A 26,904-nucleotide genomic window follows, 5' to 3' on the forward strand; every position below is an offset into this window, starting at 1 on the left:
GTCAGCTCCCTTCGGAATGGTCGGCCCCGTTGAGGGCGTCCTGGAGTTGCTTCGGGGCGCGGCTGGGCCGGCGCGGGACCGGCGGGAGCTGCTGACCGGGCAGCGGAGGTACCGGGTAGCCGCCGGCCATCGGGTCGAACTCATCGCCGGGTGGCGCGCCTTCGGCTTCCGGCCCGGCCGGTTCGGGCTTGCGCTTCAGGGCGTCCCGCAGCAGGGCCAGCAGCAGGATCGCGCCGGCCGGCGCACCGATGTACAGCACCACCTCGCCGAAGTCGTAGCCCTCGTTCCGCAGGGCCCGGACGCTGGCCACCATGACCAGCCAGACCAGCGAGACCGGGATCAGGACCTTCCAGCCGAGCTTCATGAACTGGTCGTAGCGCAGCCGGGGCAGGGTGCCGCGCAGCCAGATGAAGAAGAAGATCAGCAACTGGATCTTCAGCGTGATCCAGAGCATCGGCCACCAGCCGTGGTTGGCCCCCTCCCAGAAGGTGGAGACCGGCCAGGGGGCCCGCCAGCCGCCCAGGAAGAGCGTGGAGGCGACGGCCGAGACGGTGACCATGTTGACGTACTCGGCCAGCATGAACATCGCGAACTTCAGCGAGGAGTACTCGGTGTTGAAGCCGCCGACCAGCTCGCCCTCGGCCTCCGGGAGGTCGAACGGCGCCCGGTTGGTCTCGCCGACCATGGCGATGATGTAGACGATGAAGGAGACCGGCAGCAGCACCGCGAACCAGGTCGGCTGCTGCGAGGCGACGATCTCCGAGGTGGACATCGAGCCCGAGTAGATGAACACCGCCGCGAAGGACAGGCCCATCGCGATCTCGTAGCTGATCATCTGCGCCGAGGAGCGCAACCCGCCGAGCAGCGGATAGGTCGAACCTGACGACCAGCCGGCCAGCACGATGCCGTAGATCCCGACCGAGGCGGTGGCCAGGATGTACAGCAGCGCCACCGGGAAGTCCGTCAGCTGCAACGGGGTCCGGGTGCCGAAGATCGACACCTCGTCGCCGGCCGGGCCGAAGGGGATCACCGCGAAGGCCATGAAAGCGGGGATGGCACAGACGATCGGGGCCAGGATGTAGACCACCTTGTCGGCGCCCTTGACCACCAGGTCTTCCTTGAGCGCCAGCTTCACGCCGTCCGCGAGGGACTGCAGCATGCCCCACGGGCCGTTCCGGTTGGGCCCGATGCGCAGCTGCATCCAGGCCACCACCTTGCGCTCCCAGACGATCGAGATCAGCACGGTGCCGACCAGGAACACGAAGCAGAAGACGGCCTTGAGCAGGACCAGCCACCAGGGGTCGCGGCCGAAGAAACCCAGGGTCTCGTATGCGGCGAGGTTCATCGGTCCTCCCCTTCGGCGGTCGGGGCGGCGGCCGGGGCGACTGCGGCGGCTGCGACGGTGCCTTCTCCGGCGGCGCGCTCCGCGCCGGTCCCGGCGGCGGTCGTGTCGACGGCGACGGTGTCGGCGGCGATCGTCACCAGGTGGCCCACGGTGGTGCCCAGGGTGCGGTAGGCGCCGCCCGGGGTGGAGTTGAGCGGGATCCAGACCGTCCGGTCCGGGATGTCCTTGGTGATCTCCAGCGGCAGGGTGAGCGACCCGGCCGGGCCGGTCAGCCGCAGGGCCGGGACGAGCGCTGCGGCGGGAGCCCCGGAGGCGGTCGCGGCAGGCACCGCGGTGGCCCCGATCTCCTCGGCGGTGGCCGGTGAGATCCTGGCGACAGCCGGGTGCCGGGTGCCGGCCAGGTGCGGATCGCCCTGCTGGAGCGAGCCGTTGTCCAGTAGCTGGCGCCACCCTGCGAGCACCGCCTGGCCGGTGGCCGGCCTGGGCAGGAGCGCGGGGTGCGCGGCGGGTGCGGCCGGGTGGTCGCCGGTCCACGGCTCGAACCGGTCCAGCTCCAGCCGGGCGGCCCGGACGTCGGGCAGGCCGAGCCGGTGACCGAGCGCGGCCGCCAGCATGTTCAGCACCCGGACGTCCGGGTACAGGTGCCGGCTCATCTGCTGGTCGGGCTTGAGCGCGGGCTCGAACATCCGCACCCGGCCCTCCCAGTCCAGGAAGGTCCCGGCCTTCTCGGCCACCGCGGCGACCGGCAGCACCACGTCGGCCCGCGCGGTGACGGCGGACGGGCGCAGCTCCAGCGACACCACGAACGGCACGGCGGACAGTGCCTCCTCGGCGAGCGCCGGATCCGGCAGGTCGTCCGGGTCGACGCCGCCGACCAGCAGCGCGTCCAGGTCGCCGTGGGCGGCGGCCGCGAGGATCTGGTCGGTGTCCCGGCCGAGCCGGGCCGGGAGTTCGGCCACTCCCCAGGCAGCGGCGGCCTCGGCCCGGGCGGCCGGGGCGGTGACCGGACGGCCGCCGGGCAACAGCCCGGGCAGCGCGCCCGCCTCGACGGCGCCGCGCTCGCCGGCCCGGCGCGGGATCCAGGCGAGCCGGGCACCGGTGGCGTGCGCGAGCCGCAGCGCGGCGGTCAGCGCACCGGGAGCGGCGGCCAGCCGCTCACCGGCCAGGATGACGGCACCGGGTGTGCGGAGCAGTTCGGCGGCGCGGCCGGCATCGTCGTTCAGCGGCTCGTCGGCGGCGAGGGCGGAGAGCCATTCGACCTCGGTACCGGGGGCCGCGGGCAGCAGTGCACCGCGCAACTTGGCCAGGCCCCGGGAGCCGTAGGCGGCGATCGAGAACACCTTGAGGCCGCTCGCCCGGGTGGCCTTGCGCAGCCGCAGGAAGACGATCGGCGACTCCTCCTCGGGCTCGAAGCCCGCGAGCAGCACGGCCGGGGCGCCCTCCAGTGCCTCGTAGTCGACGCCGACGCCGTCCAGATCGGTGCCGCGGCCGGCGACGGCGGCGGCCAGGAAGTCCGCCTCCTCGCCGCTGTGCGGGCGGGCCCGGAAGTCCACGTCGTTGGTGCCGAACACCACCCGGGCGAACTTGGCGTAGGCGTAGGCGTCCTCGACGGTGACGCGGCCGCCGGTGAGCACGCCGGCGCGGGCGCCGCGCAGCCCCTCGGCGGCCCGGGCCAGCGCCTCCGGCCAGGAGGCGGCGACGAGTTCACCCGTCGCGGAGTCGCGGACCAGCGGGGTGGCGAGCCGGTCGCGCTGCTGCGCGTAGCGGAAGGCGAACCGGCCCTTGTCGCAGTTCCACTCCTCGTTGACCGCCGGGTCCTCACCCGCGAGGCGACGCAGCACCTTGCCGCGCCGGTGGTCGGTGCGCTGCGCGCAGCCGGAGGAGCAGTGCTCGCAGACGCTCGGCGAGGAGACCAGGTCGAACGGGCGGGAGCGGAAACGATAAGCCGCCGAGGTGAGCGCGCCGACCGGGCAGATCTGGATGGTGTTGCCGGAGAAGTACGACTCGAAGTCGTCGCCCTGGCCGGTGCCGACCTGCTGGAGGGCGCCGCGCTCGACCAGGTCGATGAACGGGTCCCCGGCGATCTGCTGCGAGAAGCGGGTGCAGCGGGCGCAGAGCACGCAGCGCTCGCGGTCCAGCAGCACCTGGGTGCTGATCGGCACCGGCTTCTCGTAGGTCCGCTTCATCCCCTCGAAGCGGGAGTCGGTGTCCCCGGTGGACATCGCCTGGTTCTGCAGCGGGCACTCGCCGCCCTTGTCGCAGACCGGACAGTCCAGCGGGTGGTTGATCAGCAGCAGTTCCATCACGCCGCGCTGGGCCTTCTCGGCGACCGGCGAGCTGACCTGCGTCCGGACCACCATGCCCTCGGCGACCGGGATCGTGCACGAGGCGACGGGCTTGCGCTGGCCCTCGATCTCGACGATGCACTGCCGGCAGGCGCCGGCCGGGTCGAGCAGCGGGTGGTCGCAGAAGCGCGGGATCTGGGTGCCGATCTGCTCGGCGGCCCGGATCACCAACGTCCCCTTGGGGACCTGCACTTCGACGCCGTCGATGGTGAGCGTGACCAGGTCGACCGCGGCCTTGGAGGTGGCTGGTTCTGTGATCGTCACGCGTGCACCTCCCTTTCGGTGGCGGACTGGTGGCCGGGGCGGGGGCCGTCGGCCCAGACGGTGGAGGCGGCCGGGTCGAACGGGCAGCGGCGCTCGGCAAGGTGCTGCTCGTATTCGGCCCGGAAGTGCTGGAGCGAGGAGACGATCGGGCTGGCCGCGCCGTCACCCAGGGCGCAGAAGGACTTGCCGTTGATGTTGTCGGCGATGTCGAGCAGCTTCTCCAGGTCGCCGTCGACTCCCTCGCCGGCCTCGATCCGCTTGAGCAACTGGACGAGCCAGTACGTCCCCTCGCGGCAGGGCGTGCACTTGCCGCAGGACTCGTGGGCGTAGAACTCCGTCCAGCGGGTGACGGCCCGGACCACGCAGGTGGTCTCGTCGAAGATCTGCAGAGCCTTGGTGCCGAGCATCGAACCGGCCGCGCCGACGCCCTCGTAGTCGAGCGGGACGTCGAGGTGCTCGTCGGTGAACATCGGGGTGGAGGAACCGCCCGGCGTCCAGAACTTGAGCCGGTGCCCGGCCCGGACACCACCGCTGATGTCCAGCAACTGGCGCAGCGTGACACCGAGCGGGGCCTCGTACTGGCCGGGGTTGGTGACGTGACCGGAGAGCGAGTAGAGCGTGAAGCCGGGGGACTTCTCCGTGCCCAGGCCCTTGAACCACTCCTTGCCACGGGCCAGGATCGGCGGCACCGAGGCGATCGACTCGACGTTGTTGACCACCGTGGGGCAGGCGTAGAGGCCGGCGATCGCCGGGAACGGCGGGCGCAGCCGGGGCTGGCCGCGGCGCCCCTCCAGCGAGTCCAGCAGGGCGGTCTCCTCACCGCAGATGTAGGCGCCGGCGCCGGCGTGCACGGTGATGTCGAGATCGGTGCCGGAGTCCAGGATGTTCTTGCCGAGCAGCCCGGCCCGGTAGGCCTCGGCGACGGCGGCCTGGAGGCGGCGCAGCACCGGGACGACCTCGCCCCGCAGGTAGATGAACGCGTGGTCGCAGCGGATCGCGTAGGAGGCGATGATCATGCCCTCGATCAGCGCGTGCGGGTTGGCGAACAGCAGCGGGATGTCCTTGCAGGTGCCCGGCTCGGACTCGTCCGCGTTCACCACCAGGTAGTGCGGCTTGCCGTCGTTCTGCGGGATGAACTGCCACTTCATCCCGGTGGGGAAGCCGGCTCCGCCACGGCCGCGCAGACCGGAGTCCTTGACCAGCGCGATCACGTCGTCCGGGGGCATCGCGAGGGCCGCCTTCAAGCCCTCGTAGCCGGCGTGGCGGCGGTAGGTGGCCAGCGTCCAGGGGCGGTTGTCGTCCCAGGAGGCGGAGAGCACGGGGGTGAGCAGCTTCTCGGCCGGCTCGGCGGAGGTCATCACGCTTCGGTCCCTTCGTGACGGGGCGAGACGACCCGGGTGCCACCGGTGCCGGGCAGGGCCTCGCCCTTGGCCAGCCGCAGGCCTGCCAGCGAGGGTGCGCCGCCGGCACCGGACTCGTCGACGGCGCCGGGGCGCTCGTCGGGGAAGCCGGCCAGGATGCGGGCGGACTCCTTGAAGCTGCAGAGCCGGGCGCCGCGGGTGGGGTGGACCTCCCGGCCCGCCCGCAGGTCGTCGACCAGCCGCCTGGCGCTCTCCGGGGTCTGGTCGTCGAAGAACTCCCAGTTGACCATCACGACGGGGGCGTAGTCGCAGGCGGCGTTGCACTCGATGTGCTCGATCGAGATCTCGCCGTCCTCGGTGGTCTCGTTGTTCTTGATCCCGAGGTGCTGCTGGAGCTCGTCGAAGATCTGGTCGCCCCCGAGCACGGCGCAGAGGGTGTTGGTGCAGACTCCGACGTGGTACTTCCCGGCCGGCCGCCGCCGGTACATGGTGTAGAAGGTGGCGACGGCGGTGACCTCGGCGGTGGTGAGGTCCAACTGCTCGGCGCAGAACCGGATGCCGGTCGGGCTGACGAAGCCCTCCTCCGCCTGCACCAGGTGCAGCAGCGGAAGCAGCGCGGAGCGGGCCACCGGATAGCGCCCGATCAGCTCCTTCGCGTCGTCGACCAGACGGGCGTGCACCTCCTCGGGGTACGGCTTGGCCGGCAGCGCCGGCATCCCCAACTGGACGTCTGTCACCGGTCCACGCCTCCCATCACCGGGTCGAGCCCGGCCACCGCGACGATCACGTCGGCGACCTGGCCGCCCTCGCACATCGCCGCCATCGACTGCAGATTGGTGAACGACGGATCCCGGAAGTGAACCCGGTACGGGCGCGTCCCGCCGTCGCTGACCACGTGCACGCCCAGCTCGCCCTTGGGCGACTCGACCGCCGCGTACGCCTGGCCGACCGGGACCCGGAAACCCTCGGTGACCAGCTTGAAGTGGTGGATCAGGGCCTCCATCGAGGTACCCATGATCTTGCGGATGTGGTCGAGCGAGTTACCCATGCCGTCCGGGCCGACGGCCAGTTGGGCGGGCCAGGCGATCTTCTTGTCGGCCACCATGACCGGGCCGGGGCGGAGCCGCTCCAGGCACTGCTCGACGATCCGCAGCGACTGCTTCATCTCCTCCAAGCGGATCAGGAAGCGACCGTAGGAGTCGGCACTGTCGGCGATCGCGACCTCGAAGTCGTAGTCCTCGTAGCCGCAGTACGGATCGGTCTTCCGCAGGTCGTGCGGCAGGCCGGTGGAGCGCAGGACCGGACCGGTGGCCCCGAGGGCCAGGCAGCCGGGCAGGTCGAGGAAGCCGACATCGACCAGGCGCGCCTTGAACACCGGGTTGCCGGTGGCGAGTTTGTCGTACTCGTGCATCCGGGAGCGGAGGGTCTTCACCGCCTCGTGGATCTGGTCGACCGCACCGGGCGGGAGGTCCTGGGCCAGGCCGCCGGGGCGGACGTACGCGTGGTTCATCCGCAGGCCGGTGACCAGCTCGAAGACGTCCAGGACCGTCTCACGGTCACGGAACCCGTAGGTCATCAGCGTGATTCCGCCGATCTCCATGCCACCGGTGGCCAGGCAGACCAGGTGCGAGGAGACCCGGTTGAGCTCCATCATCATGACGCGGATGACGTTGGCCCGGTCGGGGATGTCGTCGGTGATGCCGAGCAGCTTCTCGACCGCGAGGCAGTAGGCGGTCTCGTTGAACAGCGGAGTCAGGTAATCCATCCGGGTCACGAAGGTGGTCCCCTGGACCCAGCTGCGGAACTCCATGTTCTTCTCGATGCCGGTGTGGAGGTAGCCGATCCCGCAGCGGGCCTGCTTCACCGTCTCGCCGTCGATCTCCAGGATCAACCGCAGCACACCGTGGGTGGACGGGTGCTGGGGCCCCATGTTGACGATGATGCGCTCGTCGTCGGCCCGGCCGACGGCTTCGACCACCTCGCCCCAGTCGCCCCCGGTGACGGTGAAGACGCGGCCCTCGGTGGTCTCCCGGGCTCCGGCCGCTGCGGCCTCGCCGGCCGCCGCCTCTTCGTAGTACTGAGTACTCATCAGCTGTACGACCTCCGCTGGTCGGGTGCCGGGATCTGAGCGCCCTTGTACTCGACGGGGATGCCGCCGAGCGGGTAGTCCTTGCGCTGCGGGTGGCCCAGCCAGTCGTCCGGCATCATGATCCGGGTGAGGGCTGGGTGGCCCTCGAAGACCAGACCGAAGAAGTCGTAGGTCTCGCGCTCGTGCCAGTCGTTGGTCGGGTAGACGCTGACCACCGACGGGATGCGCGGGTCGGCGTCCGGCGCGGTGACCTCCACCCTGATCAGCCGACCGTGGGTGATCGAGCGCAGGTGGTAGACCGCGTGCAGCTCACGGCCCTGGTCGCCCGGGTAGTGCACTCCGCTCACACCGAGACAGAGCTCGAAGCGGAGCGCGGGGTCGTCACGCAGGATGCGCACGGTCTTGAGCAGGTGTTCACGGGCGATGTGGAAGGTGAGCTCGGCGCGGTCGACGACGGTCTTCTCGATCACGTCCACCGGTTCCAGGCCCTGCTCCTCCAGCGCGCCCTCCAACTCGTCCGCGACCTCGTCGAACCAGCCGCCGTACGGGCGTTCGGTGGCAGACGGCAGGGCGATCGGGGCGTCGAGCCCGCCGAAGCCGGAGGTGTCGCCACTACCCTGGGCGCCGAACATGCCCTGGCGCCGGCCGACCACCTCCACGGGGATCTCCCGGCGTGGCTGCTCCTGGTCGCGGCGGGTCTCGGGTACCTGGTCGTTCATCGCAGCTGCCCCCGCATCTCACTCACCGGGGTGGCCTGCAGGGCCAGTGCCTCGCCCAACTCCTCGGCCCGGCGCCGGTTCGCGCCCAGCGGCTCGTGCTGGATCTTGTCGTGCAGCTTCAGGATGGCGTCCATCAGCATCTCCGGGCGGGGCGGACACCCGGGAAGGTAGATGTCCACCGGGACGATGTGGTCGACGCCCTGCACGATGGCGTAGTTGTTGAACATCCCGCCCGAGGAGGCGCAGACCCCCATCGAGATGACCCACTTCGGGTTCGCCATCTGGTCGTACACCTGGCGCAGGACCGGCGCCATCTTCTGGCTCACCCGACCTGCCACGATCATCAGATCGGCCTGCCGGGGGGAGCCCCGGAAGACCTCCATCCCGAACCGGGCCAGGTCGTAGCGGCCAGCCCCGGTGGTCATCATCTCGATCGCGCAGCAGGCGAGTCCGAAGGTGGCCGGGAAGAGCGACGCCTTGCGCACCCAGCCCGCGGCCGTCTCCACACTCGTGAGCAGAAAGCCGCTCGGCAGCTTCTCCTCGATTCCCATCAGATCCCTCTCAATACCCTCGGTGCGCTCAAGTCCTCTGGTCCGTGCGCTGGTTCGGGCCTCTGCACCCGTCCGGGCTTGTCCGCCCGTTCACAAAGTCAGCGGCCGCCCCGCACTCAGTCCCACTCCAGGCCGCCGCGGCGCCAGACGTAGGCGTACGCAACGAAGACGGTGGCGATGAACAGGAGCATCTCGACCAGCCCGAAGATCCCCAGGGCGTCGAAGCTCACCGCCCACGGATAAAGGAAGACGATCTCGATGTCGAAGACGATGAAGAGCATCGCCGTCAGGTAGTACTTGATCGGGAACCGACCGCCGCCCACGGGCTGCGGGGTCGGCTCGATGCCGCACTCGTACGCCTCCAACTTGGCCCGGTTGTAGCGCTTGGGGCCGGTCAGTGAGGCCATCACGACGGAGCCGACCGCGAACGCCGCCGCGATGGCACCGAGTACGAGGATCGGCGCGTAGGCATTCATAGCCCCCGCTCCCTCCGTCCAGTCGTCCTTGACTGCAGATCGGAACCGACGGGTCACGCTGTGGTGGACCCGCGTTCCAGTTCCCGAGATCCACCCCATGTGAGGCAGTTCACAAAGCCTGGAACGAGCGCATCCTATGCCCGTCGGCTTGTGATCTGCGACACGCAGTTCACAGCGATCTTTGTGATCTACGCCACCCCCGGAATGGTGATGGAAGTGAACATGCCCGGAGCTGTCAACGCAAAGCAGTCAAATGGTCACAATAAGTCGCATTCATCTGCGAAGCGGCAGGTCAGGGCGTCGCTCCTATATCAACCATGGGCCGCTCAGGGCAAATTTCCGAGCGTCATGTTGACGTGTTATAGCGCCTCACCCGCAGGGGTGGCGGCCCTCCGAACGTCCGCTTGACCCTTCGTTCACAAGCGCGCGAGCGTCCGTTCTCGCGGCGCGCCACACGCTGGCCCTGTTGGGCTTCGAGGGGCGGTTTCGGGGAGCGGCTCAGGGGCGCCCTCGGGGCTCCGATCCGGGCCGCCTCCGCGGCCGCCTTCGCGGGCTGTGCTCGGAGGTGGGTTCGGGGCCCGCCGTGGGTCGCGGTGGAGGCGGTGGAGCGAGCACCCGGTCTGGCTGGGGCGGCTGTTGTTGGTGGGGGCCGCTGGGCCGGGGTGGCTGGGCCGCCGGTTGGGGCCACCGGTTGGGGGGCGGCCCGGCCTGGTGCCACCCGGATCAGGCGCTCACCCCGGGACCGCGTGGTTCAGTAACCGCTCTCCCACACCCAGGCCGCGACACCGACGCGGTTGCGGGCGCCGATCTTGCGCTGGATCGTGGCCAGGTGGTTCTTCACCGTCCCGGCGGTGATGAACAGCTGCGATCCGATCTCCGCATTGGTCGATCCGCCGGCGACAAGCTGGGCGATCTCCTTTTCCCTGGCGGTGAGTTCCTCGACGAACGCCGGGCCGGGGCGCTCCCTGCTGCCCTGCGCCTCCTGGTTCGCTGCTCCGTCCTTCCTCCCCTGCTCCTGTGACCGCTGTGACCACTGCGCCCGACGCGCCGCCTGTCGCACTGGCTGCGCCTGATACGGCCCGTGATCCTGCTGCGACAGCTGACGTAGGAGACGCACGGTGACCTGTGGGCTGATCAACGCGTCCCCAGCGACCGCTGCCCGCACCGCCTCGGCGAGCAGGGCCGGTCCGGACCGCTTCAGCAAGAAGCCGGCCGCCCCGGCGCGGATCGCCGCGTGCACGTACTCGTCAAGGTCGAAGGTCGTCACCACGACGACCCGGTACTTCTCGCCCAACCGCTGGGTCAGCTCCAGTCCGTCCAGCCTCGGCATCCTGATGTCCGCAAGGATCACGTCCGGCCGCAACCGGTCGGCCTGCTCCACCGCCGCCTCGCCGTCCTCGGCCTCACCCACCACCTCGATGTCGGGCTGGGCGTCCAGAATGATCCGATACGCACTGCGGATCGCCTCGTCGTCGTCCGCGAGAAGAACCCGGATACTCATCGCCCCTCCAACGGCATCGTCGCGGTGACCAGCCAGCCGTCGGAGCCTTCCCGCCCCGAGGCGAGCGCTCCGCCCAGCGCCTCCACCCGGGCTGCCAGCCCGGCAAGTCCACTGCCCCCGCGGAAGGCCTCGCCGAAGCGCGTACCGGACTGCTGCGGAGCACCACCGTCGTCCTGGACCGCGACCTTCAGCCATCGCCCCTCGCGCCGCACCCGGACGTCGACGACGGACGCGGCGGGCGCGTGCCGGCGCACGTTGGTCAACGCCTCCACCACGACCCGGTATGCCGTTGCCGCCACCTCCCTGGGCACCCCGGGCTGGTCGACAGAGGCATCCAACCGCACGGTGACGCCACCGGACTCCGCGAACCGATCGGTCAGCTCTTCGAGCTCGGCCAGGCCCGGCTGCGGACCACGCTCCGGCATCTCCGTCTCCTCACTGCGCAGCAGGTGGACGGTCCGGTCGAGCGAGGCCAGCGCCTGCTGCCCGGCCCGCTCTATCCGCTCGAACAGGGCCACCGCTCTGGCCGGATCCGAGGCGGCCAGCACCATACCCGCCTGCGCCTGAGCGACCATGCCGCTGACGTCGTGCGCGACGAAGTCGTGCAGATCATGAGCCAGTTCGAGCCGCTGAGTGCGACGTGCGACAGCCACCGAGCGGCGGCGGGTGTCGTCCAGCCCGCGCAGGTACAACCCCATCAGCACTGCGGGCACCGAGAACACCGAACCGAAGCCGAAGAGCGTCAACGCGTCTTCGGGCCCGACGATCCCCAGAAATCGGGACGGCTGGAGTGCCACGGCACCTGCGATCGTCCAGGTCACCAGCGCGGACCGTCGTCCGCCCTCGGCCCGCAGCGTCGATACCAACAGGACGAGCAGCGAGGCGAGTTCGAGCAAGCCGACCAGCCCGCACCACCGGTCCGACTCGGCCCAGCGGCCGGCGCCCCAGACGCCCACCGTGACCCCTACCGAACCCGCCCCGGCCGCACCGGCCACGACGGCAACCCCGCACCTGTTCCGCGCCGCCCAGCCGAGCAGCACAGCGACGGGAACCACCACCGCCAGGATCTGACTCATCATCGCCTCCTCTCGACGATCAGCTTATGGACCGCCGACGCTTGCCGCCTGTGCCGATCGGCACATTCCGCATGCCTTCTGAGCAGCCGGAACAGCCCGATCGGCATCTGTTGCCGCCTCCGTCCGGCCGCCAGGCTTGACCCATCGGATCGGCCACCGGGGCCGACCGCGAAGGGAGTTCACCGTCATGACCGACACCGCGACCGCCACCGCCGCAGTGCCCACGCACCCCACCGGCCTCGGTGCCCCCGCGGCCGCCACGCCGGCCGCCGGAACAGCCCGCGGCCGACGCGGCGCCGTACCCGGCGTACCCCGCTGGGCCGACCTTGCCGCCAGGGCCACCGTCTGGACCACCGTGCCGTCCGGTCTCTGGCGGGTCGCCCTCGGGCTGGGAGTTCCGGTCGGCTTCAGTGGCGAGCTCGCCGCGACGACCGACCGCTACATCCCGGGCTGGGGCACCGTCTACGTCGTACTGCTGAGCGGTCTGGCCGAAGCGGTGGCCTTCCTCACCCTCGGCCTGGTCCGCCCCTGGGGCGAGGTGGTGCCCCGCTGGGTCCCCCTGATCGGCGGCCGCACCGTCCATCCGATCGCCGCGATCGTCCCGGCCGCCCTCGGATCCGCTGCTCTCACCTGGGTCGGCATGTCTTCCCTGTTCGGCGGCTGGGCATCCGCGATGAGCAGCCCGGAAGCCCCCCACGGCACCGCAGGTCTGATCATGACCCTCTGCTACCTCCCGTTGGTCGCCTGGGGTCCGCTGGTCGCCGTCGTCACCGTTGCCTACGCCCGCCGCACCCTGGGGCGCCGATGACGGCCGCGCACGGTCAGGCCGGAGCCGCCTCCACCTCCACCTCCACGTCCAGCTCCGCCGCCAGCTGTTCGTCCCGTCCCTTCCCGACGGCGCTGCGGCGCCCCCATTCGGTGGCGAGCAGGACGAGAGCACCTCCGAGAAGGGCGAGCGGACCCAAGTGGTTGCCGGCGAGGGTGATCCCGAAGACGGCGGCCCAGAGCGGCTCGGTGCCGAGCAGCAGGCTGACCCGGGACGGCGAGGTGGCGCGGACGGCCCACATCTGAACGAAGAAGGCGAACAGCGTGCAGAGCAGTGTCAGATGCAACAACCAAGCCCACTCGGTGGGCCCGTACGAGGCCGCGACCGTCCACGGCAGCGGCCCGGCGATCGGCGCGACGACGGCGAACACCACCGTGGCGGTCGCGAGTTGGACCCAGGTGAGGGCCAGCGTGTCGGTCTCCTCAATCGCCCGGACGCGGGCCATGGCGAGCACGTGCACGGTCCGCACCACGGCGGCACCGAGCACCAACAGATCGCCAACCGTCGGCGCCTTCAGCCCGCCGCCGGTGAGCAGAGCGACACCCACCACCGCCAGACCGGCCGCCGCAAGAAACGCCCGTGGCAGCGGGGTTCGGGTGAGCGCGCTCTCAGCGAGCGGAGTGAACACCATCGTGAGGCTGATGATCAGGCCGGCATTGGTCGCGGAGGTGTGCACCGCACCGTACGTCTCCAGCAGAAAGACCCCACCGAGCACCAACCCCAGCAGGGCCCCGCCCAGCCACTCGGCCCTGCTCAGCCCCCGCAGTGCCCGCCATGCGAGCACCCCCAGTAGCGGCAGCACCAGACCGAACCGCAGCACCAGCATCGCCACTACCGTCTCCGGCTCGGCGACCTGCTGGACCGCGAGAAAGCTCGACCCCCACACCACTGCCACCAACAGCACCGGTACATCACGAAGGAAGGACGACGACGTGCGCATGGGCAGGACCTCTCCGAAGCGAACGGAACCGACGAGGAGAATCCCGTACGACATCGGACGGATCTCGGAGCATCGCAGGCCTTCTCGAAGGGCCTGCACCAAGGCCCGCAATCCTCGCGCACCGAACCGCCCGCGATCAACGGCTTTCAGCTTCGGCCACCTCACCCGGGTGCCAAAAGGCGACTTGTGTCGCATTAACATCGGGGTTGGCATGGTGCTGCGACTGCCGCACGCCGAGGCGAATGGAGTCGACCGTGAGCGAGTCTCGAACGCCCACACCCCGCCCCGGTGGACGCAGCGCCCGGGTGCGTGCGGACGTGGTGGCCGCGACGCTCGCCGAGGTGACCGAGAAGGCCTACGAGGGACTGACCGTCGAGGCGGTCGCGGCCCGCTCGGGCGTCCACAAGGCCACCCTGTACCGCCGCTGGGGCGGGGTGAACGGGCTGGTCGCGGACGCGCTCACCGCCTCCGCCGATCAGCCCTGGCCGCTCCCCGACACCGGCGACCTCGCCGCCGACCTGCGTGAGATCACCCGCGAGGTGTACGCCGTCTTCACCGACCCCGAACTGGGCCCGACCCCGACCGCACTGATCGCCGCCGCCCAACGCTCCGACATCGGCGCCACCGCCCTGCGGGTCTTCTTTACGGCGCGCCACCGCCAGGCCGCCACGGTGGCCGCACGGGCCGTCGAACGGGGTGAGCTGCCCGAAGGAACGGACGGCGCCGAGGTGGTCCGGGCGGCGACGGCCCCGCTCTACTACCGCCTCTTCGTCACCGGCGAACCCCTGGACGCCCGTACCGCCGAGCAGGCCGCCGACGCCGCCGCCCTGGCCGCCCGTGCCGGCCTGTTCATCACACCTGCCGAAGACTGAACGCCCAACCACACCGCCGATGCCCGTCACCCGCCACGGCCTGGACCCGAGCCACAGGGCTCGAACCCCCGCACGACACCCGCCACTGCCGCACACCGCCCACCTCTCGCCCCCGGCGTCTACCGGATCTCTACCCGGACGTGGATGATGTCGCCATGACAATCCAGCCGTCCACCATCCCCCGGAAGGCCCGTCACATGAACCGCAAGCACTGGGCGTTGCCCGCCGCCGCCAGCGTCCTCCTGCTAGCCGCGACCACCGGCACCGCTGCCGCGGAGACCGCGTCGGCCGGACCCGCCGCGCCCACTGACTCCACCTGCACGTACACCCCGGCGGTGCCCGCCGACAACTTCAAGGGCATCCCGGTCTTCAACTCCAAGAAGGCGGCCAAGCCGTACAGCGCGACCTTGAAGACCAGCCAGGGCGCGATCACCTTCCAGGCCCTGACCGCCGAGGCGCCCTGCACCACGTTCTCGTTCCGCTTCCTCGCTGAGCACGACTACTTCGACCGGAGCCACTGCCACCGGCTCACCACTCAGCGGATCTTCGTCCTGCAGTGCGGCGACCCGACCGGCACCGGCAGCGGCGGCCCGGGCTACTCATTCCCTGACGAGAACCTCTCCGGCGCCACCTACCCCGCCGGGACCGTGGCCATGGCCAACGCCGGGCCGAACACCAACGGCAGCCAGTTCTTCTTCGTCTGGAAGGACACCAAGCTGTCGCCCGCCTACACCCCGTTCGGCCGGGTCACCTCCGGGCTGGACGTCCTGCAGAAGATCGCCGCCGGTGGCGAGGACGACCAGAACAACCCTGGCGACGGCTTCCCGACCCTCCCCGTGAACATCCGGAACGTGAAGATCAGCTCCCGCTGAGCCCCGTGCCCCGCTCCCGTACGGTGGTCGACGTCACCGAAGCCGTACGGGAGCAGCGCCGATGGACAGCAGGATCTGGGAGAGCGTCGACCAGTTGGTCGCCTGGCTGGACCGGGAGAGCGTGCTCTCCCCGCAGGAGGAGCGTCTGCTCCGCATTCTCAAACTCTCGGAGGAGGTGGGCGAGGTGGGCGCCGCAGTGGTCGGCGTCACCGGCCAGAACCCCCGCAAGGGTGTCACCCACACCTGGGAGGACGTCCAGCACGAGCTTTGCGACGTCGTCTTCACAGCCCTGGTCGCCCTGCGCACGCTCACTCCGGACGCCGGCCGGGTCTTCGCCGAGCGCCTCGCCTACGTCGAGCAGCGCTCCACCGCCAGCCGCCGGGAGCAGTAACCGCCCGGAGCAGTAACGGCCGGGAGCAGTAACGGCCCGCGGGACGGCCCGGGCCCTCCCGCCGGAAGCAGGAGCGGCGCCGGGCCGGGGAGCTGTCGTCAGGCGTTCGGGGCGACGCGGGCCAGACCGTTGATGATGCGGTCCATGGCATCGCCGCCCTGCGGGTCCGTCAGGTTGGCGAGCATCTTGAGGACGAACTTCATCAGCATCGGGTGGGTCAGGCCGCGCTGGGTGGCGAGCTGCATCACCTTGGGGTTGCCGATGAGCTTCACGAAGGCGCGGCCGAGGGTGTAGTAGCCCCCGTAGACGTCCTTGAGAATGCGCGGGTAGGCCTGGAGGGCCCGCTCGCGACCGGCGTCCGTCACCCGGGCGTTGGCCTGGACGATGACGCCTGCGGCGATCTGGCCGGATTCCATCGCATAGGCGATGCCCTCACCGTTGAACGGGTTGACCATGCCGCCGGCGTCGCCGACGAGCAGCAGGCCGCGGGTGTAGTGCGGCTGCCGGTTGAAGGCCATCGGCAGGGCGGCGCCGCGGATCGGGTCGGTCATGTTCTCGGGGGTGTAGCCCCACTCGGCCGGCATGCTGGCGCACCAGGCCTTGAGCACGTCGCGCCAGTCCAGCTCGCCGAAGGCGGGCGAGGAGTTGAGGATGCCGAGACCGACGTTGGAGGTGCCGTCGCCCATGCCGAAGATCCAGCCGTAGCCGGGCAGCAGCTTGCGGTCCCCGGCGCGGGTGTCCCACAGCTCCAGCCAGGACTCCAGGTAGTCGTCGTCATGGCGCGGGGAGGTGAAGTACGTCCGGTAGGCGACACCCATCGGACGGTCCTCGCGGCGGTGCAGGCCCATGGCCAGCGAAAGGCGGGTGGAGTTGCCGTCGGCCGCGACGACCAGCGGGGCGCGGAAGGTCACCGCGCGCTTCTCGTCACCGAGCCGGGCGGTGACACCGACGATCCGCCCGGTCCGGTCGTCCAGCACCGGGCCGCTGACGTTGCACCGCTCGTACAGCCGGGCGCCGGCCTTCTCCGCCTGACGGGCGAGCAGCTCGTCGAAGTCAGCGCGCTTGCGGACCAGTCCGTAGTCGGGGAACGCGGACAGCTCCGGCCAGTCCAGCTCCAGCCGGACGCCTCCGCCGATGATCCGCAGGCCCTTGTTGTGCAGCCAGCCGTTCTCGAGCGACACGTCGATCCCCATGTCGACCAGCTGCTTGGTGGCACGGGGCGTCAGGCCGTCGCCGCACACCTTCTCGCGGGGGAACGAGGTCTTCTCCAACAGCAGTACGTCCAGGCCGGCCTGGGCGAGGTAGTACGCGGTGGTGGCGCCGGCCGGGCCCGCACCGACCACGATGACGTCCGCGGTGCTCTCCACGGGGCTGTCCGGCTTCGTCAGGTCGGCTGCGGTCTCGGACACGGTGGGCACTCTCCTGGAGCTACGGCTGGGGGACGGAGGCGTTGTCCCCGGCAGTCTAGTTGCCGCCCCCGGGCCCGAATCCGAGGGCGGCTCCTGCGACGCACCCCCGAATCCAGGTGCGGGCCCCGGCCTCGGACCCGGTTCCATCCCCGGCGTCGGCCCCACTCCCCGGCCCGACTTCGGCCCTGGTCCCTCTCCCCGGGCCGACTTCGGCCCTGGGCCCACTCCCCGTCCTCGCGCGGGCCACCGACGCGCTACGAGACCTTGTAGGCCCGGTGCAGGGCGACGATCCCGCCGGTGAGGTTGCGCCAGGCGACCTTGGACCAGCCGGCCTCCTGCAGCTTGGCGGCCAGCGCGGGCTGGTCCGGCCACTCACGGATGGACTCGGCGAGGTAGACGTAGGCATCCGGGTTGCTGCTGACGGCGGTGGCTACCGGCGGCAGCGCACGCATCAGGTACTCGGTGTAGACCGTGCGGAACGGCGTCCAGGTCGGCGTCGAGAACTCGCAGATCACCAGCTTGCCGCCGGGCTTGGTGACGCGGAACATCTCGCTCAGTCCGGCGTCGGTGTCCTGCACGTTGCGCAGCGCGAAGGAGATCGTCACCGAGTCGAAGGTGTTGTCGGCGAACGGCAGCCTGGTCGCGTCCCCGGCGGTGAGCGGCAGCTCGGGGTGGCGGCGCTTGCCCTCCGCGAGCATGCCGACCGAGAAGTCGCACGGGACGACCGTGGCGCCCGCCTCGGCGAAGGGCAGCGAGGAGGTACCGGTGCCGGCCCCGAGGTCGAGCACGACGTCGCCCGGTCCGGCGGCCACCGCCTCGGCCACCGCCCGGCGCCAGGCGCGGGCCTGGCCGAGGGAGAGCACGTCGTTGGTGCGGTCGTACTTGGCCGCGACGTCGTCGAACATGGCGGCGACTTCGTGCGGCTGCTTGTCCAGAGAGGCTCGGGTCACGCCCCCATTGTTCACCCTGGCACCGACCGGTTCGGCAAGGGGGCACGCCGCCCGCCCGGCGCGGGTTCTCCGCAGGCCCTCCGGCACTCTTCCGACGTCCACGATCGCGGCTGCCCGGGTCGGGGCGCGCAGGGCGGCGCGCGACCTCAGTGCAGGCCGCGCCGCCCGCCCGAACGCCGCTTCCGGCGCGAGCGCTTGCCCTGCGTTATCGCGGGCATCCCTTCGGCCAGCGCGCCGGTCGCCAGGGCGACGGTGGTGGCGAACCGCCCGTTGCCGCCGCGAACGGCGATAGCCCGACGGTGCCGGCGGATCCGCAGCACGCAGATCAGGAAGAGCAGCACGGCCACCGGCACGCTGAACCGTGCCAGCCCGACGCCGACCGGCTGCGGGTAGGTGGCACCACAGATCCGGACCGCGCCGGGATCGTCGGCGGCGTGCTCCAGGCAGACCGCGTCACCGACCTTGGCGCCGTCCGCCAGCGGCAGCGCCGCAGCCGTGTGCTGCTGACCGGCGGCCCGGTAGCTGACGGTGCTGTAGGAGCCGCCGCCGGTAGGCATCTGGGTGACGACGCCGTCCACTCTCACGGGGTGCGCGCCGATCCGGTCGGCCTGCTCGGCCTGACGCCAACCGAGCAGGCACATGCCGACGGCCAGCACGGCGCTGAGCACGGCGGTGAGGTACCAACCACGGCCCAACCGCGGGGAGCGCGGCGGGGGGACGGTCGCGGATCGCATGGTTCCTGTCCTGGCTAGCCTTCGGGGCCTGGGACGGGGCCCCGCCACCCGTGGGGACGGGTGGTGTGGTGAGGGTACGGACTGAGCTGACCGGGATCGTATCCGCTGGTGGGCCCTCAGGTCACGACGAAGGGTGAATCAGACAATATGGCAAACAGTGCAGTTCGGCGGCACACGAAGGAACTCCCGTGCTTCATACGGGAGTCAGGCTACCCGTGAGTAGGCGGGGCTCAGCGTCGGCGGTACACCAACCGCCCGGCCAGCACGGTCGCCAGACAGCCCCCCGGCCGCGGACCCGTCCCGGCCCCCACGTCGGACCCCACGCCATCCGCCTCAGGCGCCACGCCGAACCAGGCCCCTTCGCCCCCGGCAGCCCGAGTCCGGGACCCGAGCGCACCGCCGGGCCGGAACACGGCGAAGTCGGCCCGCCCACCGACGGCCAGCCGCCCCCACGCCGCCGCCGCGAGCGGCAGCACGGCGAGCGGGTCCAACGGCCCCTCCACGCCGGGGAGCCCGTCCGAACCGGGCAGCGCGGTCAGCCCCGACCGGGCCATCGCCGTACGCACCGCCGCCCGCTCGAACGGGCCGGCCACCGCCGTCACCCCGAAGCCGAGCATCCGTTGCAGCCCGCGCCGGGCACTCGCACCGCAACGCGCCTCGTCAACCGGACCCACCGGGCCCACCGGACCCCCCGACCCCGTCAGGTCCGTCAGGTCCGAAGGACCCACCAGGCCCCCGGGAACCGGCGCGTCCCCGAGCTCCTCGCGCGGGTCCGGGTGGTACGCGTACTCCAGCAGCCACTGCCCGTACGGGTTGCGCAGGCCGGGGGTGAGCAGGGCATCGCCCCAGTCCCGCAGCCGGGCCCGGGGGTGGCCGGCGGTCAGCTCCCCGTACGGGCCGAGGGCGGCGATCAGCTCGCCCTGCACCAGCACCGCCCCGTCGGCGATGGACGGGGCGGTGGGGTCGGCCGGGTCGGGCAGCACGAGGGCGGCCCGGTGCAGCGTCAGCATGGCGAGGTCACCAGGGCGGGGTCGGCACCGATCAGGTGGGAACGGCAGGGTCGTCCGGTCGCCCCGGCGGCTGACGACCCAGGCAGGAGCGGCCGAACAGCAGCGAACGAGCAACCGGCGCGGTCAAGCAGCGGTGGAGGAGCACCGGCAGCCGCTGCGGCGCCCGCGTCAGCCGTTGTCGAGGATCTTCAGCTCGGGGTGCGCGGTGCCGCCCGCGATCGCCGTGGAGGCGATGTGGGAGGCGACCCGCGGGTCGACCGGGTCGTTGGCCGGGTCGTCCAGCACCCGCAGGTGCTCGTAGGTGGTCGAGCGCTGCGCCGGGACGCGGTCGGCGGCCCGGATCAGGTGGATCAGCTCGGTCAGGTTGGACCGGTGCTTGGCGCCGGCCGCCGAGACCACGTTCTCCTCCAGCATGACCGAGCCGAGGTCGTCCGCGCCGTAGTGCAGCGACAACTGGCCGGCCTCCTTGCCGGTGGTCAGCCAGGAGCCCTGGATGTGGGCGACGTTGTCGAGGAAGAGGCGGGCGATCGCGATCATCCGCAGGTACTCGAAGACGGTCGCCTGGGTCGAGCCCTTGAGGTGGTTGTTCTGCGGCTGGTACGTGTACGGGATGAAGGCGCGGAACCCGCCGGTGCGGTCCTGCACCTCGCGGATCATCCGCAGGTGCTCGATCCGCTCGGCGTTGGTCTCGCCGGTGCCCATCAGCATGGTGGAGGTGGACTCCACGCCCAGGCCGTGTGCCGCCTCCATGATCTCCAGCCAGCGCTCGCCGGACTCCTTGAGCGGGGCGATCGCCTTGCGCGGCCGCGCCGGCAGCAACTCGGCGCCGGCGCCCGCGAAGGAGTCCAGGCCCGCCTTGTGGATCCGGGTGATGGCCTCCTCGATCGACACTCCCGAAATACGGGCCATGTGGTCGACCTCGGAGGCGCCCAGCGAGTGGATCACCAGCTGCGGGAACTCCGCCTTGATCGCCGAGAAGGCGCGCTCGTAGTACTCCACGCCGTAGTCCGGGTGGTGCCCGCCCTGGAACATGATCTGGGTGCCACCCAGCTCGACCGTCTCCGCGCAGCGGCGCAGGATCTCGTCGAGGTCGCGGGACCAGCCCTTGTCGCTCTTCGGCGGCACGTAGAACGCGCAGAACTTGCACGCCGTCACACAGACGTTGGTGTAGTTGATGTTCCGCTCGATGATGTACGTCGCGATGTGCTCGGTACCGGCGTAGCGGCGGCGGCGCACCGCGTCGGCCGCCGAGCCGAGCGCGTGCAGCGGCGCCGAGCGGTACAGCTCCAGGGCCTCTTCCGGGCTGATCCGGCCCCCGCCGGCCGCCCGGTCGAGCACGGCCTGCAGGTCGGTGCTGGGCGCATCGAGGGTGGTCGCTGCGAGCTCGGACACCTGGCGGCCTTCTCTCTCTCGGGTACTGCTGCGTGATTCAGTGCTTCCTGGTACGGCCGAACCAGCCTACGCCAGCGCTTTCGCACTCTGCCGTCAGGCCGGTTTCCGCATCGTGCCGGTCGGGTTGCCGGCCGCCGGATCGGCGGAGCTGAACCGGATGGTGCCGTCCTTCTGCAGAGTGAGCGTCTCCTCGTTGGAGCCGCTGCTGCACGCCCCCGGCAGCGAGGAGCGGACCAGCCGGGAGGTGAACACCAGCTTCCCCTCCGAGGCCGAGTCCAGCGTCCAGGCGCCCTCGCAGCTGACGGAGATCAGCCCGGTGACGGCGTTGCGGCTGGTGGTGTTCTCCTGTCCGATCGCGGCCGGGCCGATCACCAGTGTGGTGGTACCGGCGGGCAGCCCCTTGTCGGTGGTCATCTCGCCGCGCCAGGTGCCGAGGAAGCCGGCCGGTACGACGCTCGGTCCCGAGGCGGTGCCCGGTGGGGGCACCGGGCTGGCGGTCGGCGCGGTGGACGAGGACGTGGTGGTGGAGGACGTGGTGGAGGACGTGGTGACCGACCAGCTGAACGAGGAGGAGACGGTCGTCCCGGCGGTGGGCGTGTACTCCGGGGTCGCCTCGCCCCGGAACCCCCGGTAGAGGCCGTAGCCGCCGGCCGAGAGCAGCAGGGCGACCGTCACCGCGACCATCACCCCGGTCCGGGCCCGGCGCGCCGCCACCCGCTCCCCCGCCTCGGTCGGCGTCCGGTCCCGCGGCACCCGCTCAACCGGCACACGATCGGTGGGCACCCGGCCCCCCGAAGCACCCGCCGCCCAACCGCCCGCTTCCGAAGCACCCGCACCTGAAGCACCCGCACCCGAAGCAGGGCCCTGCGGGACGCCGGCTCCCCCCGCGTCCACCTCGCCCTCCAGGTCGAGCAGTTCGACGGCGCTGCGGCCGACCCCCGAGGCCAGCGCGGGCGGCAGCCAACCGCCACGCCCCAGCCGGACGGTGCCCGCCCCGTCCGCGTCCAACCGGTCCCGGAGCTGCCACGGGGTCGGGCGGGCGGCCGGGTCCTTGGCCAGGCAGTCCAGCACGACCGGACGCAGCGACCCGGCGAGCCCGGAGAGGTCCGGCTCCTCGTGCAGCACCCGGTAGAGCAGCACCGCCACGCTCACCCCCTCACCGAAGGGCTGCACCCCGGTGGCCGCGAAGGCGAGCACCGCGCCGAGTGAGAAGACGTCGCTCGGCGGACCGGCCGGCTGCCCGTTCGCCTGCTCCGGCGACATGAAGCCGGGTGAGCCGACCACGTAGCCGGACCGGGTGAAGCCGCTGGTCGCGTCCAGCGCGCGGGCGATGCCGAAGTCGATCAGGCGTGGCCCGTCCAACGTCAGCAGGACGTTGGACGGCTTGACGTCGCGGTGCACCAGCCCGAGGCCGTGCACATGGGCCAGTGCCTCGGCGAGCCCGACGCCGAGGGTCCGGACGGCCGGCTCGGGCAGCGGCCCGAAGTCGCGGACGGCGGTGCCGAGCGCGGGGCCGGCGACGTAGCCGGTGGCCACCCAGGGGTGCTCGCCCTCGGTGTCCGCGTCCAGCACGGGCGCCGTCCAGGCTCCGCCGACCCGGCGGGCGGCCTCGACCTCCTGCCGGAACCGCGCCCGGAACTCGGCGTCCTCCGCGAGCTCGCCGCGGACCAGCTTGACGGCCACCGTGCGGCCACCGGCCGTCCGGCCGAGGTAGACCCGGCCCATCCCTCCCGAGCCGAGCCGCCGCAGCAACCGGTACCCGCCCACCTGGCGCGGGTCGTCCGCCCCCAGTGCCTGCATCCCGCACGCTCCCCTCAGCCGCCCGGCCGTCGCCGCCTTCGGGCGGCGCCGGTGCCACGGATCTCGCGTGCTGACGCTACCGGGCCGCGCGGGGCGGGAGGGGGGCAAGCGCGACCCGTACCGGAGGGGACAAGCGGCGGCCCTCCCGCCGGGTGCCGCCCGTCCCTTCCCGAGCCCCGCCACCTCTTCGTACGAGTGGTCGAACAGACCCGCGGTCAGACCACCGCCGGCGCCGGCTCCAGCAGCCGGACCATCACGTCCGGGGCGAAGCCGCTGTCGTGGGCGACCCGGCCGGCGAACTCGGCCATGCCTGCCAGCTGCCGCTCACCGAGCGAGAAGTCCAGCGCCTCGCTGAAGTAGCGCTCCAGCACCTCGGCGTCGAACTGCTCCCAGCGGGCCGCGTGCTCGGCGACCGCACGGGCCTCCACCAGCGAGAGGTCACGGGACTCCAGGAAGGCCCGGTGCACCGCCGCGGTCAGCTCGGGGCTGCGCTCGGCGAAGTCGCGGCGGGCGGCCCAGACGGCGAAGACGAACGGCAGCCCGGTCCACTCCTTCCACATCGCTCCGAGGTCGTGCACGGCCAGACCCTGCGCGGCCGCCTGCCCCAGGTAGGCCCGCAGGGCCGGGTCGCCGATCAGCACGGCGGCGTCGGCCTCGGCGAGCATCGCGTCCAGGTCGGGCGGGCAGCTGAAGTACTCGGGCCGCACGCCCTCGCGCTCCTCCAGCAGCAGCCGGGCCAAGCGCACCGACGTCCGGCTGGTGGAGCCGAGGGCGACCCGGCGTCCGTCCAGTTCGGCCAGCGGGACCTTGCTGACGATCACGCAGGACATCACCGGGCCGTCGCTGCCGACCGCGATGTCGGGCAGCACCAGCAGTTCGTCCGCGTGCCGCAGGTACTCGACGCAGGTGATCGGGCCGATGTCCAGGGAGCCGCCGACCAACTGGTCGCTGAGCTTCTCCGGAGTGTCCTTGGTGAGGTCCAGATCGAGGAGATTGCCCGTCCTGGCCAGTCCCCAGTAGAGGGGTACGCAGTTCAGGAACTGAATATGCCCGACCCGCGGCCTGACCGGGGGGTTCTCCTGGGGTTCCTGCGTTTCCGCATCCGGTACCGCCACTGCGCCGCTCCCTTGCTGTTCGTGCGCCTCCCCGCAGGGTATGCCCGCCGTTCCGGAAGCCTCGCACCGGCCTTGCGACACGCCCTGTCCGGCCCGTAAGTCACCTCTGGTCGTCACAGCGGCCGCATGCTAGCGTTGCCCTCAGTTGCAGTTTGATTCCCCTTGCAGTACTTGAAGCCTGCGGAGCATGTAACCGCAGGCTTTTTGTAGTTTTTCAGCACTATCGAAAAACTCCGGACCCGTCCGGAGGCAGGGCGATCAGCGCAGCGGACCGGGTGCCACACGGTGTGGCCCCCAATACGTCCCTCGCAAGGAGAACGGCATGGCTCAGGGAACCGTCAAGTGGTTCAACGCTGAGAAGGGCTTCGGCTTCATCGCCCAGGAGGGCGGCGGCCCCGACGTCTTCGTCCACTACTCCGCCATCAACGCGAACGGTTTCCGCTCGCTGGAGGAGAACCAGGCGGTCAGCTTCGACGTCACCCAGGGTCCGAAGGGCCCGCAGGCGGAGAACGTTACCGCTATCTGATCATCCTCTGATGACCTGATCGCTCGGGACCCCTCGGGTCCGCAGACGACCCTCGCGGCCGTCATCATGAGCACAAGAGCAACACCCAAGGGGGCCCGGCCATCTGTCGGGCCCCCTGCCTTTCCGCCACCTCCGGCCTGCTCAGGGCGCGGTCGGCAGCTCGCCCCCGGTCCGGGCCGGCGAGGAGAGTCCCGCGAGCGCCGCACGCACCGAAGTACTGATCACCGGCCCGACGGGGCCTGGCCCTTGGACGCACTCGCCCACCCCTGCTCCTACGCCGTGCCGGCTTCCCCGTCCTCCCGGAACCAGGTGCCCGCCCGGCCGCAGTCGAGACGGAAGTCGGTGACCAGCCGCCCCGGCTTCCCGTTCCCGTGGGTCGACTCGGCGGCGTCCTCGTACACGTGGTTGTCGTCCCCGCACCACGAGCAGAGCGCGTCGCGCCCCTGGGGGCGATGGAGTGTCCGCAACTCCGGGTCCGCGATGTTCCGGCGGCGGCCTGTCCAGTCAGGCGAGGCAGCGCAACCAGATCACCTCCGGCCGGCGACGCAACGAGCCGCTCATAGAGCCGAGTTCGCCCCCGCAGTTCGGGCAGTGCAGGGGGCTCCCTTCCCCGACCAGCATGCCCGACCCCGAACCCGTCGAGCAGTCCAGCCGACGAACCCGCCGCGAGCAACCGCGATCCGTCGAGCCACCGATCCACCGAGCCGCCGGAACGACGTAACGACGTAACGACGGAAACGGGCCCTCTCCCCGAGGTGGGGAGAGGGCCCGTCGTCCGCGGTCGTCAGGCAGCGGTGTGTCAGGCCGCGGCGGTGGCCTTCGCGGTGGCCTGCGCCGGGACGGTGACCGCGGGGGCGTCCTCGTACAGGTCACCGTGCGGGTTGTTGTAGGCGACCAGGTCGAGGGTCTTCTCGCGGGCCGCCACCAGGATCGGCACGACGGCCTGACCGGCGACGTTGGTCGCGGTGCGGACCATGTCGAGGATCGGGTCGATCGCGAGGAGGAGGCCGACACCCTCCAGGGGCAGACCCAGGGTGGAGAGGGTCAGGGTCAGCATCACGATCGCGCCGGTGAGGCCCGCGGTGGCGGCCGAGCCGATGACCGAGACGAAGGCGATCAGCAGGTAGTCCTTGATGCCGAGGTCGATGCCGTAGACCTGGGCGACGAAGATCGCGGCCAGCGACGGGTAGATCGCGGCGCAGCCGTCCATCTTGGTGGTCGCGCCGAAGGGTACGGCGAACGAGGCGTACTCGCTCGGGACGCCGAGGCGCTCGGTGACGCGGCGGGTGACCGGCAGGGTGCCGACCGAGGAGCGGGAGACGAAGGCCAGCTGGATGGCGGGCCAGGCGCCCTTGAAGAAGTTCAGCGGGTTGAGCCCGCCGACGAACTTCAGCAGCAGGGAGTAGACCACGAACAGCACCAGCGCGCAGCCGACGTAGACGTCGATGGTCAGCGTGGCGAAGGGCTTCAGCAGGTCCCAGCCGTACTTGGCGACGGACTTTCCGATCAGGCCGAGGGTGCCGAGCGGGGAGAGCCGGATGACCCACCAGAGGGCGGTCTGGACGAGTTCCAGGACGGACTCGCTGAGCTTGAGGACGGGCTCGGCCCTGCTGCCCAGCTTGATGATCGCCGCACCGGTCACGACCGCCAGGAAGACGATCTGCAGGACCTCGACCTCGGTGAACGCGGTGACGATGTTGGTCGGGAAGATGCCGGTCAGGAAGTCGATCCAGCTACCGGTGGACTTCGGCGCCTTGAGGCCCTCGGTCTTGAGGTCGGTGCCCTCGCCCGGGTTGGTCAGCAGGCCCAGGCCCAGGCCGATCGCGACGGCGATCAGCGAGGTGATCAGGAACCAGAGCAGCGTCCGGGCGGCCAGCCGGGCCGCGTTGGTGACGTTGCGCAGGTTGGCGACCGACACCACGATCGCGGTGAAGACCAGCGGCGGGACGGCCAGCTTCAGCAGCTGGACGAAGATCTTGCCGATGGTCTCCAAGGTGGTGGCCAGCCAGGAGATGTCGGCCGCGCGGGCCAGGTAGCCGAGGCCGACACCGAGCACGAGGCCGGCGACGATCTGGACCCAGAACGGGGTCTTCCGGACTCTGGCGAGCAGGGACGGCGACGAGGTCGCCTCAGGCGCTGTGGACATGACGGTGCGGCTCCGGGGAGGGCGTTGCTGACGGTGAGGTGAGGCGAGGAAGGCGGCACGGCGCGTGGGCCGGACGGGGAGGACTCGGCCCCGTCAGGGGCGTGCCGCCTGGATACAGCTCATGGCACGACAACGGCGCGGGCTGTCCACGGCACCCGTCAGGCAGCACGCGCGGGCGGCCGTGGGCGTCGAGC

Annotated in this window: 25 protein-coding genes; 5 read left to right on the top strand and 20 right to left on the bottom strand. The window is 71.2% G+C overall.

Annotation, left to right across the window (positions count from 1 at the left end; all coding sequences use genetic code 11):
* Position 1: 1 nt before the first annotated feature.
* From nuoH to AB0J08_RS00845, 10 genes are all read right to left on the bottom strand, one after another.
* Positions 2–1,345 (bottom strand): NADH-quinone oxidoreductase subunit NuoH, encoded by a 1,344-nt coding sequence (gene nuoH, locus AB0J08_RS00800; RefSeq protein ID WP_360624608.1) that lies wholly within the window; start codon positions 1,343–1,345, stop codon positions 2–4.
* Complete coding sequence (locus tag AB0J08_RS00805) at positions 1,342–3,954, bottom strand: NADH-quinone oxidoreductase subunit G (RefSeq protein ID WP_360624611.1); 2,613 nt, start codon at positions 3,952–3,954, stop codon at positions 1,342–1,344. The genes nuoH and AB0J08_RS00805 overlap by 4 nt, the downstream gene beginning before the upstream one ends.
* Positions 3,951–5,312 carry an NADH-quinone oxidoreductase subunit NuoF gene (gene nuoF / locus AB0J08_RS00810; protein WP_360624614.1) on the bottom strand — a complete coding sequence of 454 codons (1,362 nt, stop codon included), beginning with the start codon at positions 5,310–5,312 and terminating at the stop codon, positions 3,951–3,953. Before nuoF ends, AB0J08_RS00805 begins: the two co-directional genes overlap by 4 nt.
* The gene (nuoE, locus tag AB0J08_RS00815) at positions 5,312–6,052 is read right to left on the bottom strand and encodes an NADH-quinone oxidoreductase subunit NuoE (protein ID WP_360624617.1); all 741 of its coding nucleotides are present in this window, start codon (positions 6,050–6,052) and stop codon (positions 5,312–5,314) included. The genes nuoF and nuoE overlap by 1 nt, the downstream gene beginning before the upstream one ends.
* Entirely contained in the window at positions 6,049–7,404 is a 1,356-nt protein-coding gene (locus tag AB0J08_RS00820; RefSeq protein WP_360624620.1) for an NADH-quinone oxidoreductase subunit D, read from the bottom strand. Before AB0J08_RS00820 ends, nuoE begins: the two co-directional genes overlap by 4 nt.
* Positions 7,404–8,123 (bottom strand): NADH-quinone oxidoreductase subunit C, encoded by a 720-nt coding sequence (locus AB0J08_RS00825; RefSeq protein WP_360624623.1) that lies wholly within the window; start codon positions 8,121–8,123, stop codon positions 7,404–7,406. The genes AB0J08_RS00820 and AB0J08_RS00825 overlap by 1 nt, the downstream gene beginning before the upstream one ends.
* Positions 8,120–8,674 carry an NADH-quinone oxidoreductase subunit B family protein gene (locus AB0J08_RS00830; protein WP_360624626.1) on the bottom strand — a complete coding sequence of 185 codons (555 nt, stop codon included), beginning with the start codon at positions 8,672–8,674 and terminating at the stop codon, positions 8,120–8,122. Before AB0J08_RS00830 ends, AB0J08_RS00825 begins: the two co-directional genes overlap by 4 nt.
* A 116-nt stretch (positions 8,675–8,790) precedes the next feature.
* Positions 8,791–9,150 (bottom strand): NADH-quinone oxidoreductase subunit A, encoded by a 360-nt coding sequence (locus AB0J08_RS00835; RefSeq protein WP_014137597.1) that lies wholly within the window; start codon positions 9,148–9,150, stop codon positions 8,791–8,793.
* 751 nt (positions 9,151–9,901) lie between these two features.
* On the bottom strand, positions 9,902–10,651 hold the full coding sequence (locus tag AB0J08_RS00840) for a response regulator transcription factor (protein WP_360624629.1): 750 nt from the start codon (positions 10,649–10,651) through the stop codon (positions 9,902–9,904).
* Positions 10,648–11,730, bottom strand: a complete 1,083-nt coding sequence (locus AB0J08_RS00845) for a histidine kinase (protein WP_360624632.1) — start codon at positions 11,728–11,730, stop codon at positions 10,648–10,650. The genes AB0J08_RS00840 and AB0J08_RS00845 overlap by 4 nt, the downstream gene beginning before the upstream one ends.
* 184 nt (positions 11,731–11,914) lie before the next feature.
* Here AB0J08_RS00845 and AB0J08_RS00850 point away from each other — a divergent pair, with 184 nt between their 5' ends.
* Positions 11,915–12,535 carry a hypothetical protein gene (locus AB0J08_RS00850; protein WP_360624635.1) on the top strand — a complete coding sequence of 207 codons (621 nt, stop codon included), beginning with the start codon at positions 11,915–11,917 and terminating at the stop codon, positions 12,533–12,535.
* A gap of 13 nt (positions 12,536–12,548) precedes the next feature.
* On the opposite strand, the gene AB0J08_RS00855 is transcribed toward AB0J08_RS00850, so the two are convergent.
* Entirely contained in the window at positions 12,549–13,493 is a 945-nt protein-coding gene (locus tag AB0J08_RS00855) for a DMT family transporter (RefSeq protein WP_360624638.1), read from the bottom strand.
* Between the two features lie 254 nt (positions 13,494–13,747).
* Here AB0J08_RS00855 and AB0J08_RS00860 point away from each other — a divergent pair, with 254 nt between their 5' ends.
* The 3 genes from AB0J08_RS00860 (at position 13,748) to AB0J08_RS00870 (ending at position 15,628) form a co-directional block, all read left to right on the top strand.
* Complete coding sequence (locus AB0J08_RS00860; protein WP_360624641.1) at positions 13,748–14,365, top strand: TetR-like C-terminal domain-containing protein; 618 nt, start codon at positions 13,748–13,750, stop codon at positions 14,363–14,365.
* 155 nt (positions 14,366–14,520) lie between these two features.
* The gene (locus AB0J08_RS00865; RefSeq protein ID WP_360624644.1) at positions 14,521–15,237 is read left to right on the top strand and encodes a peptidylprolyl isomerase; all 717 of its coding nucleotides are present in this window, start codon (positions 14,521–14,523) and stop codon (positions 15,235–15,237) included.
* Positions 15,238–15,298: 61 nt separating this feature from the next.
* Complete coding sequence (locus AB0J08_RS00870) at positions 15,299–15,628, top strand: MazG-like family protein (RefSeq protein WP_360624647.1); 330 nt, start codon at positions 15,299–15,301, stop codon at positions 15,626–15,628.
* A gap of 98 nt (positions 15,629–15,726) precedes the next feature.
* Here the strand turns inward: AB0J08_RS00870 and AB0J08_RS00875 are convergent, their stop codons facing one another.
* The 7 genes from AB0J08_RS00875 to AB0J08_RS00905 all read right to left on the bottom strand — a co-directional run bounded on the left by AB0J08_RS00875 (position 15,727) and on the right by AB0J08_RS00905 (position 24,038).
* Positions 15,727–17,016, bottom strand: coding sequence for a geranylgeranyl reductase family protein (locus AB0J08_RS00875; protein WP_360625152.1), 1,290 nt, complete (start codon positions 17,014–17,016; stop codon positions 15,727–15,729).
* 275 nt (positions 17,017–17,291) lie between these two features.
* Entirely contained in the window at positions 17,292–17,987 is a 696-nt protein-coding gene (locus tag AB0J08_RS00880) for a demethylmenaquinone methyltransferase (protein ID WP_360624650.1), read from the bottom strand.
* A 146-nt stretch (positions 17,988–18,133) separates the two neighbouring features.
* Positions 18,134–18,721, bottom strand: a complete 588-nt coding sequence (locus AB0J08_RS00885) for a hypothetical protein (RefSeq protein ID WP_360624653.1) — start codon at positions 18,719–18,721, stop codon at positions 18,134–18,136.
* A 230-nt stretch (positions 18,722–18,951) separates the two neighbouring features.
* Positions 18,952–19,731: a hypothetical protein gene (locus AB0J08_RS00890; protein WP_360624656.1), complete on the bottom strand. Its 780-nt coding sequence runs from the start codon at positions 19,729–19,731 to the stop codon at positions 18,952–18,954.
* 168 nt (positions 19,732–19,899) lie between these two features.
* Positions 19,900–21,123 carry a cyclic dehypoxanthinyl futalosine synthase gene (gene mqnC, locus AB0J08_RS00895; RefSeq protein WP_360624661.1) on the bottom strand — a complete coding sequence of 408 codons (1,224 nt, stop codon included), beginning with the start codon at positions 21,121–21,123 and terminating at the stop codon, positions 19,900–19,902.
* Positions 21,124–21,216: 93 nt separating this feature from the next.
* Positions 21,217–22,923: a serine/threonine-protein kinase gene (locus AB0J08_RS00900; RefSeq protein ID WP_360624664.1), complete on the bottom strand. Its 1,707-nt coding sequence runs from the start codon at positions 22,921–22,923 to the stop codon at positions 21,217–21,219.
* Between the two features lie 215 nt (positions 22,924–23,138).
* Entirely contained in the window at positions 23,139–24,038 is a 900-nt protein-coding gene (locus AB0J08_RS00905) for a menaquinone biosynthesis protein (protein ID WP_360624668.1), read from the bottom strand.
* Positions 24,039–24,360: 322 nt separating this feature from the next.
* Between AB0J08_RS00905 and AB0J08_RS00910 the strand changes: the two genes are divergently transcribed.
* Complete coding sequence (locus AB0J08_RS00910; RefSeq protein WP_057227626.1) at positions 24,361–24,564, top strand: cold-shock protein; 204 nt, start codon at positions 24,361–24,363, stop codon at positions 24,562–24,564.
* A 272-nt stretch (positions 24,565–24,836) separates the two neighbouring features.
* Here AB0J08_RS00910 and AB0J08_RS00915 read toward each other — a convergent pair whose 3' ends face one another.
* On the bottom strand, positions 24,837–25,031 hold the full coding sequence (locus AB0J08_RS00915; protein ID WP_360624671.1) for a hypothetical protein: 195 nt from the start codon (positions 25,029–25,031) through the stop codon (positions 24,837–24,839).
* Positions 25,032–25,363: 332 nt separating this feature from the next.
* A complete protein-coding gene (locus AB0J08_RS00920) occupies positions 25,364–26,710 on the bottom strand; it encodes a dicarboxylate/amino acid:cation symporter (protein ID WP_360624674.1) in 1,347 nt (448 codons plus the stop codon).
* Positions 26,711–26,904 lie beyond the last annotated feature (194 nt).

The organism is Kitasatospora sp. NPDC050463 (assembly GCF_040655255.1).
GTDB lineage: Bacteria > Actinomycetota > Actinomycetes > Streptomycetales > Streptomycetaceae > Kitasatospora.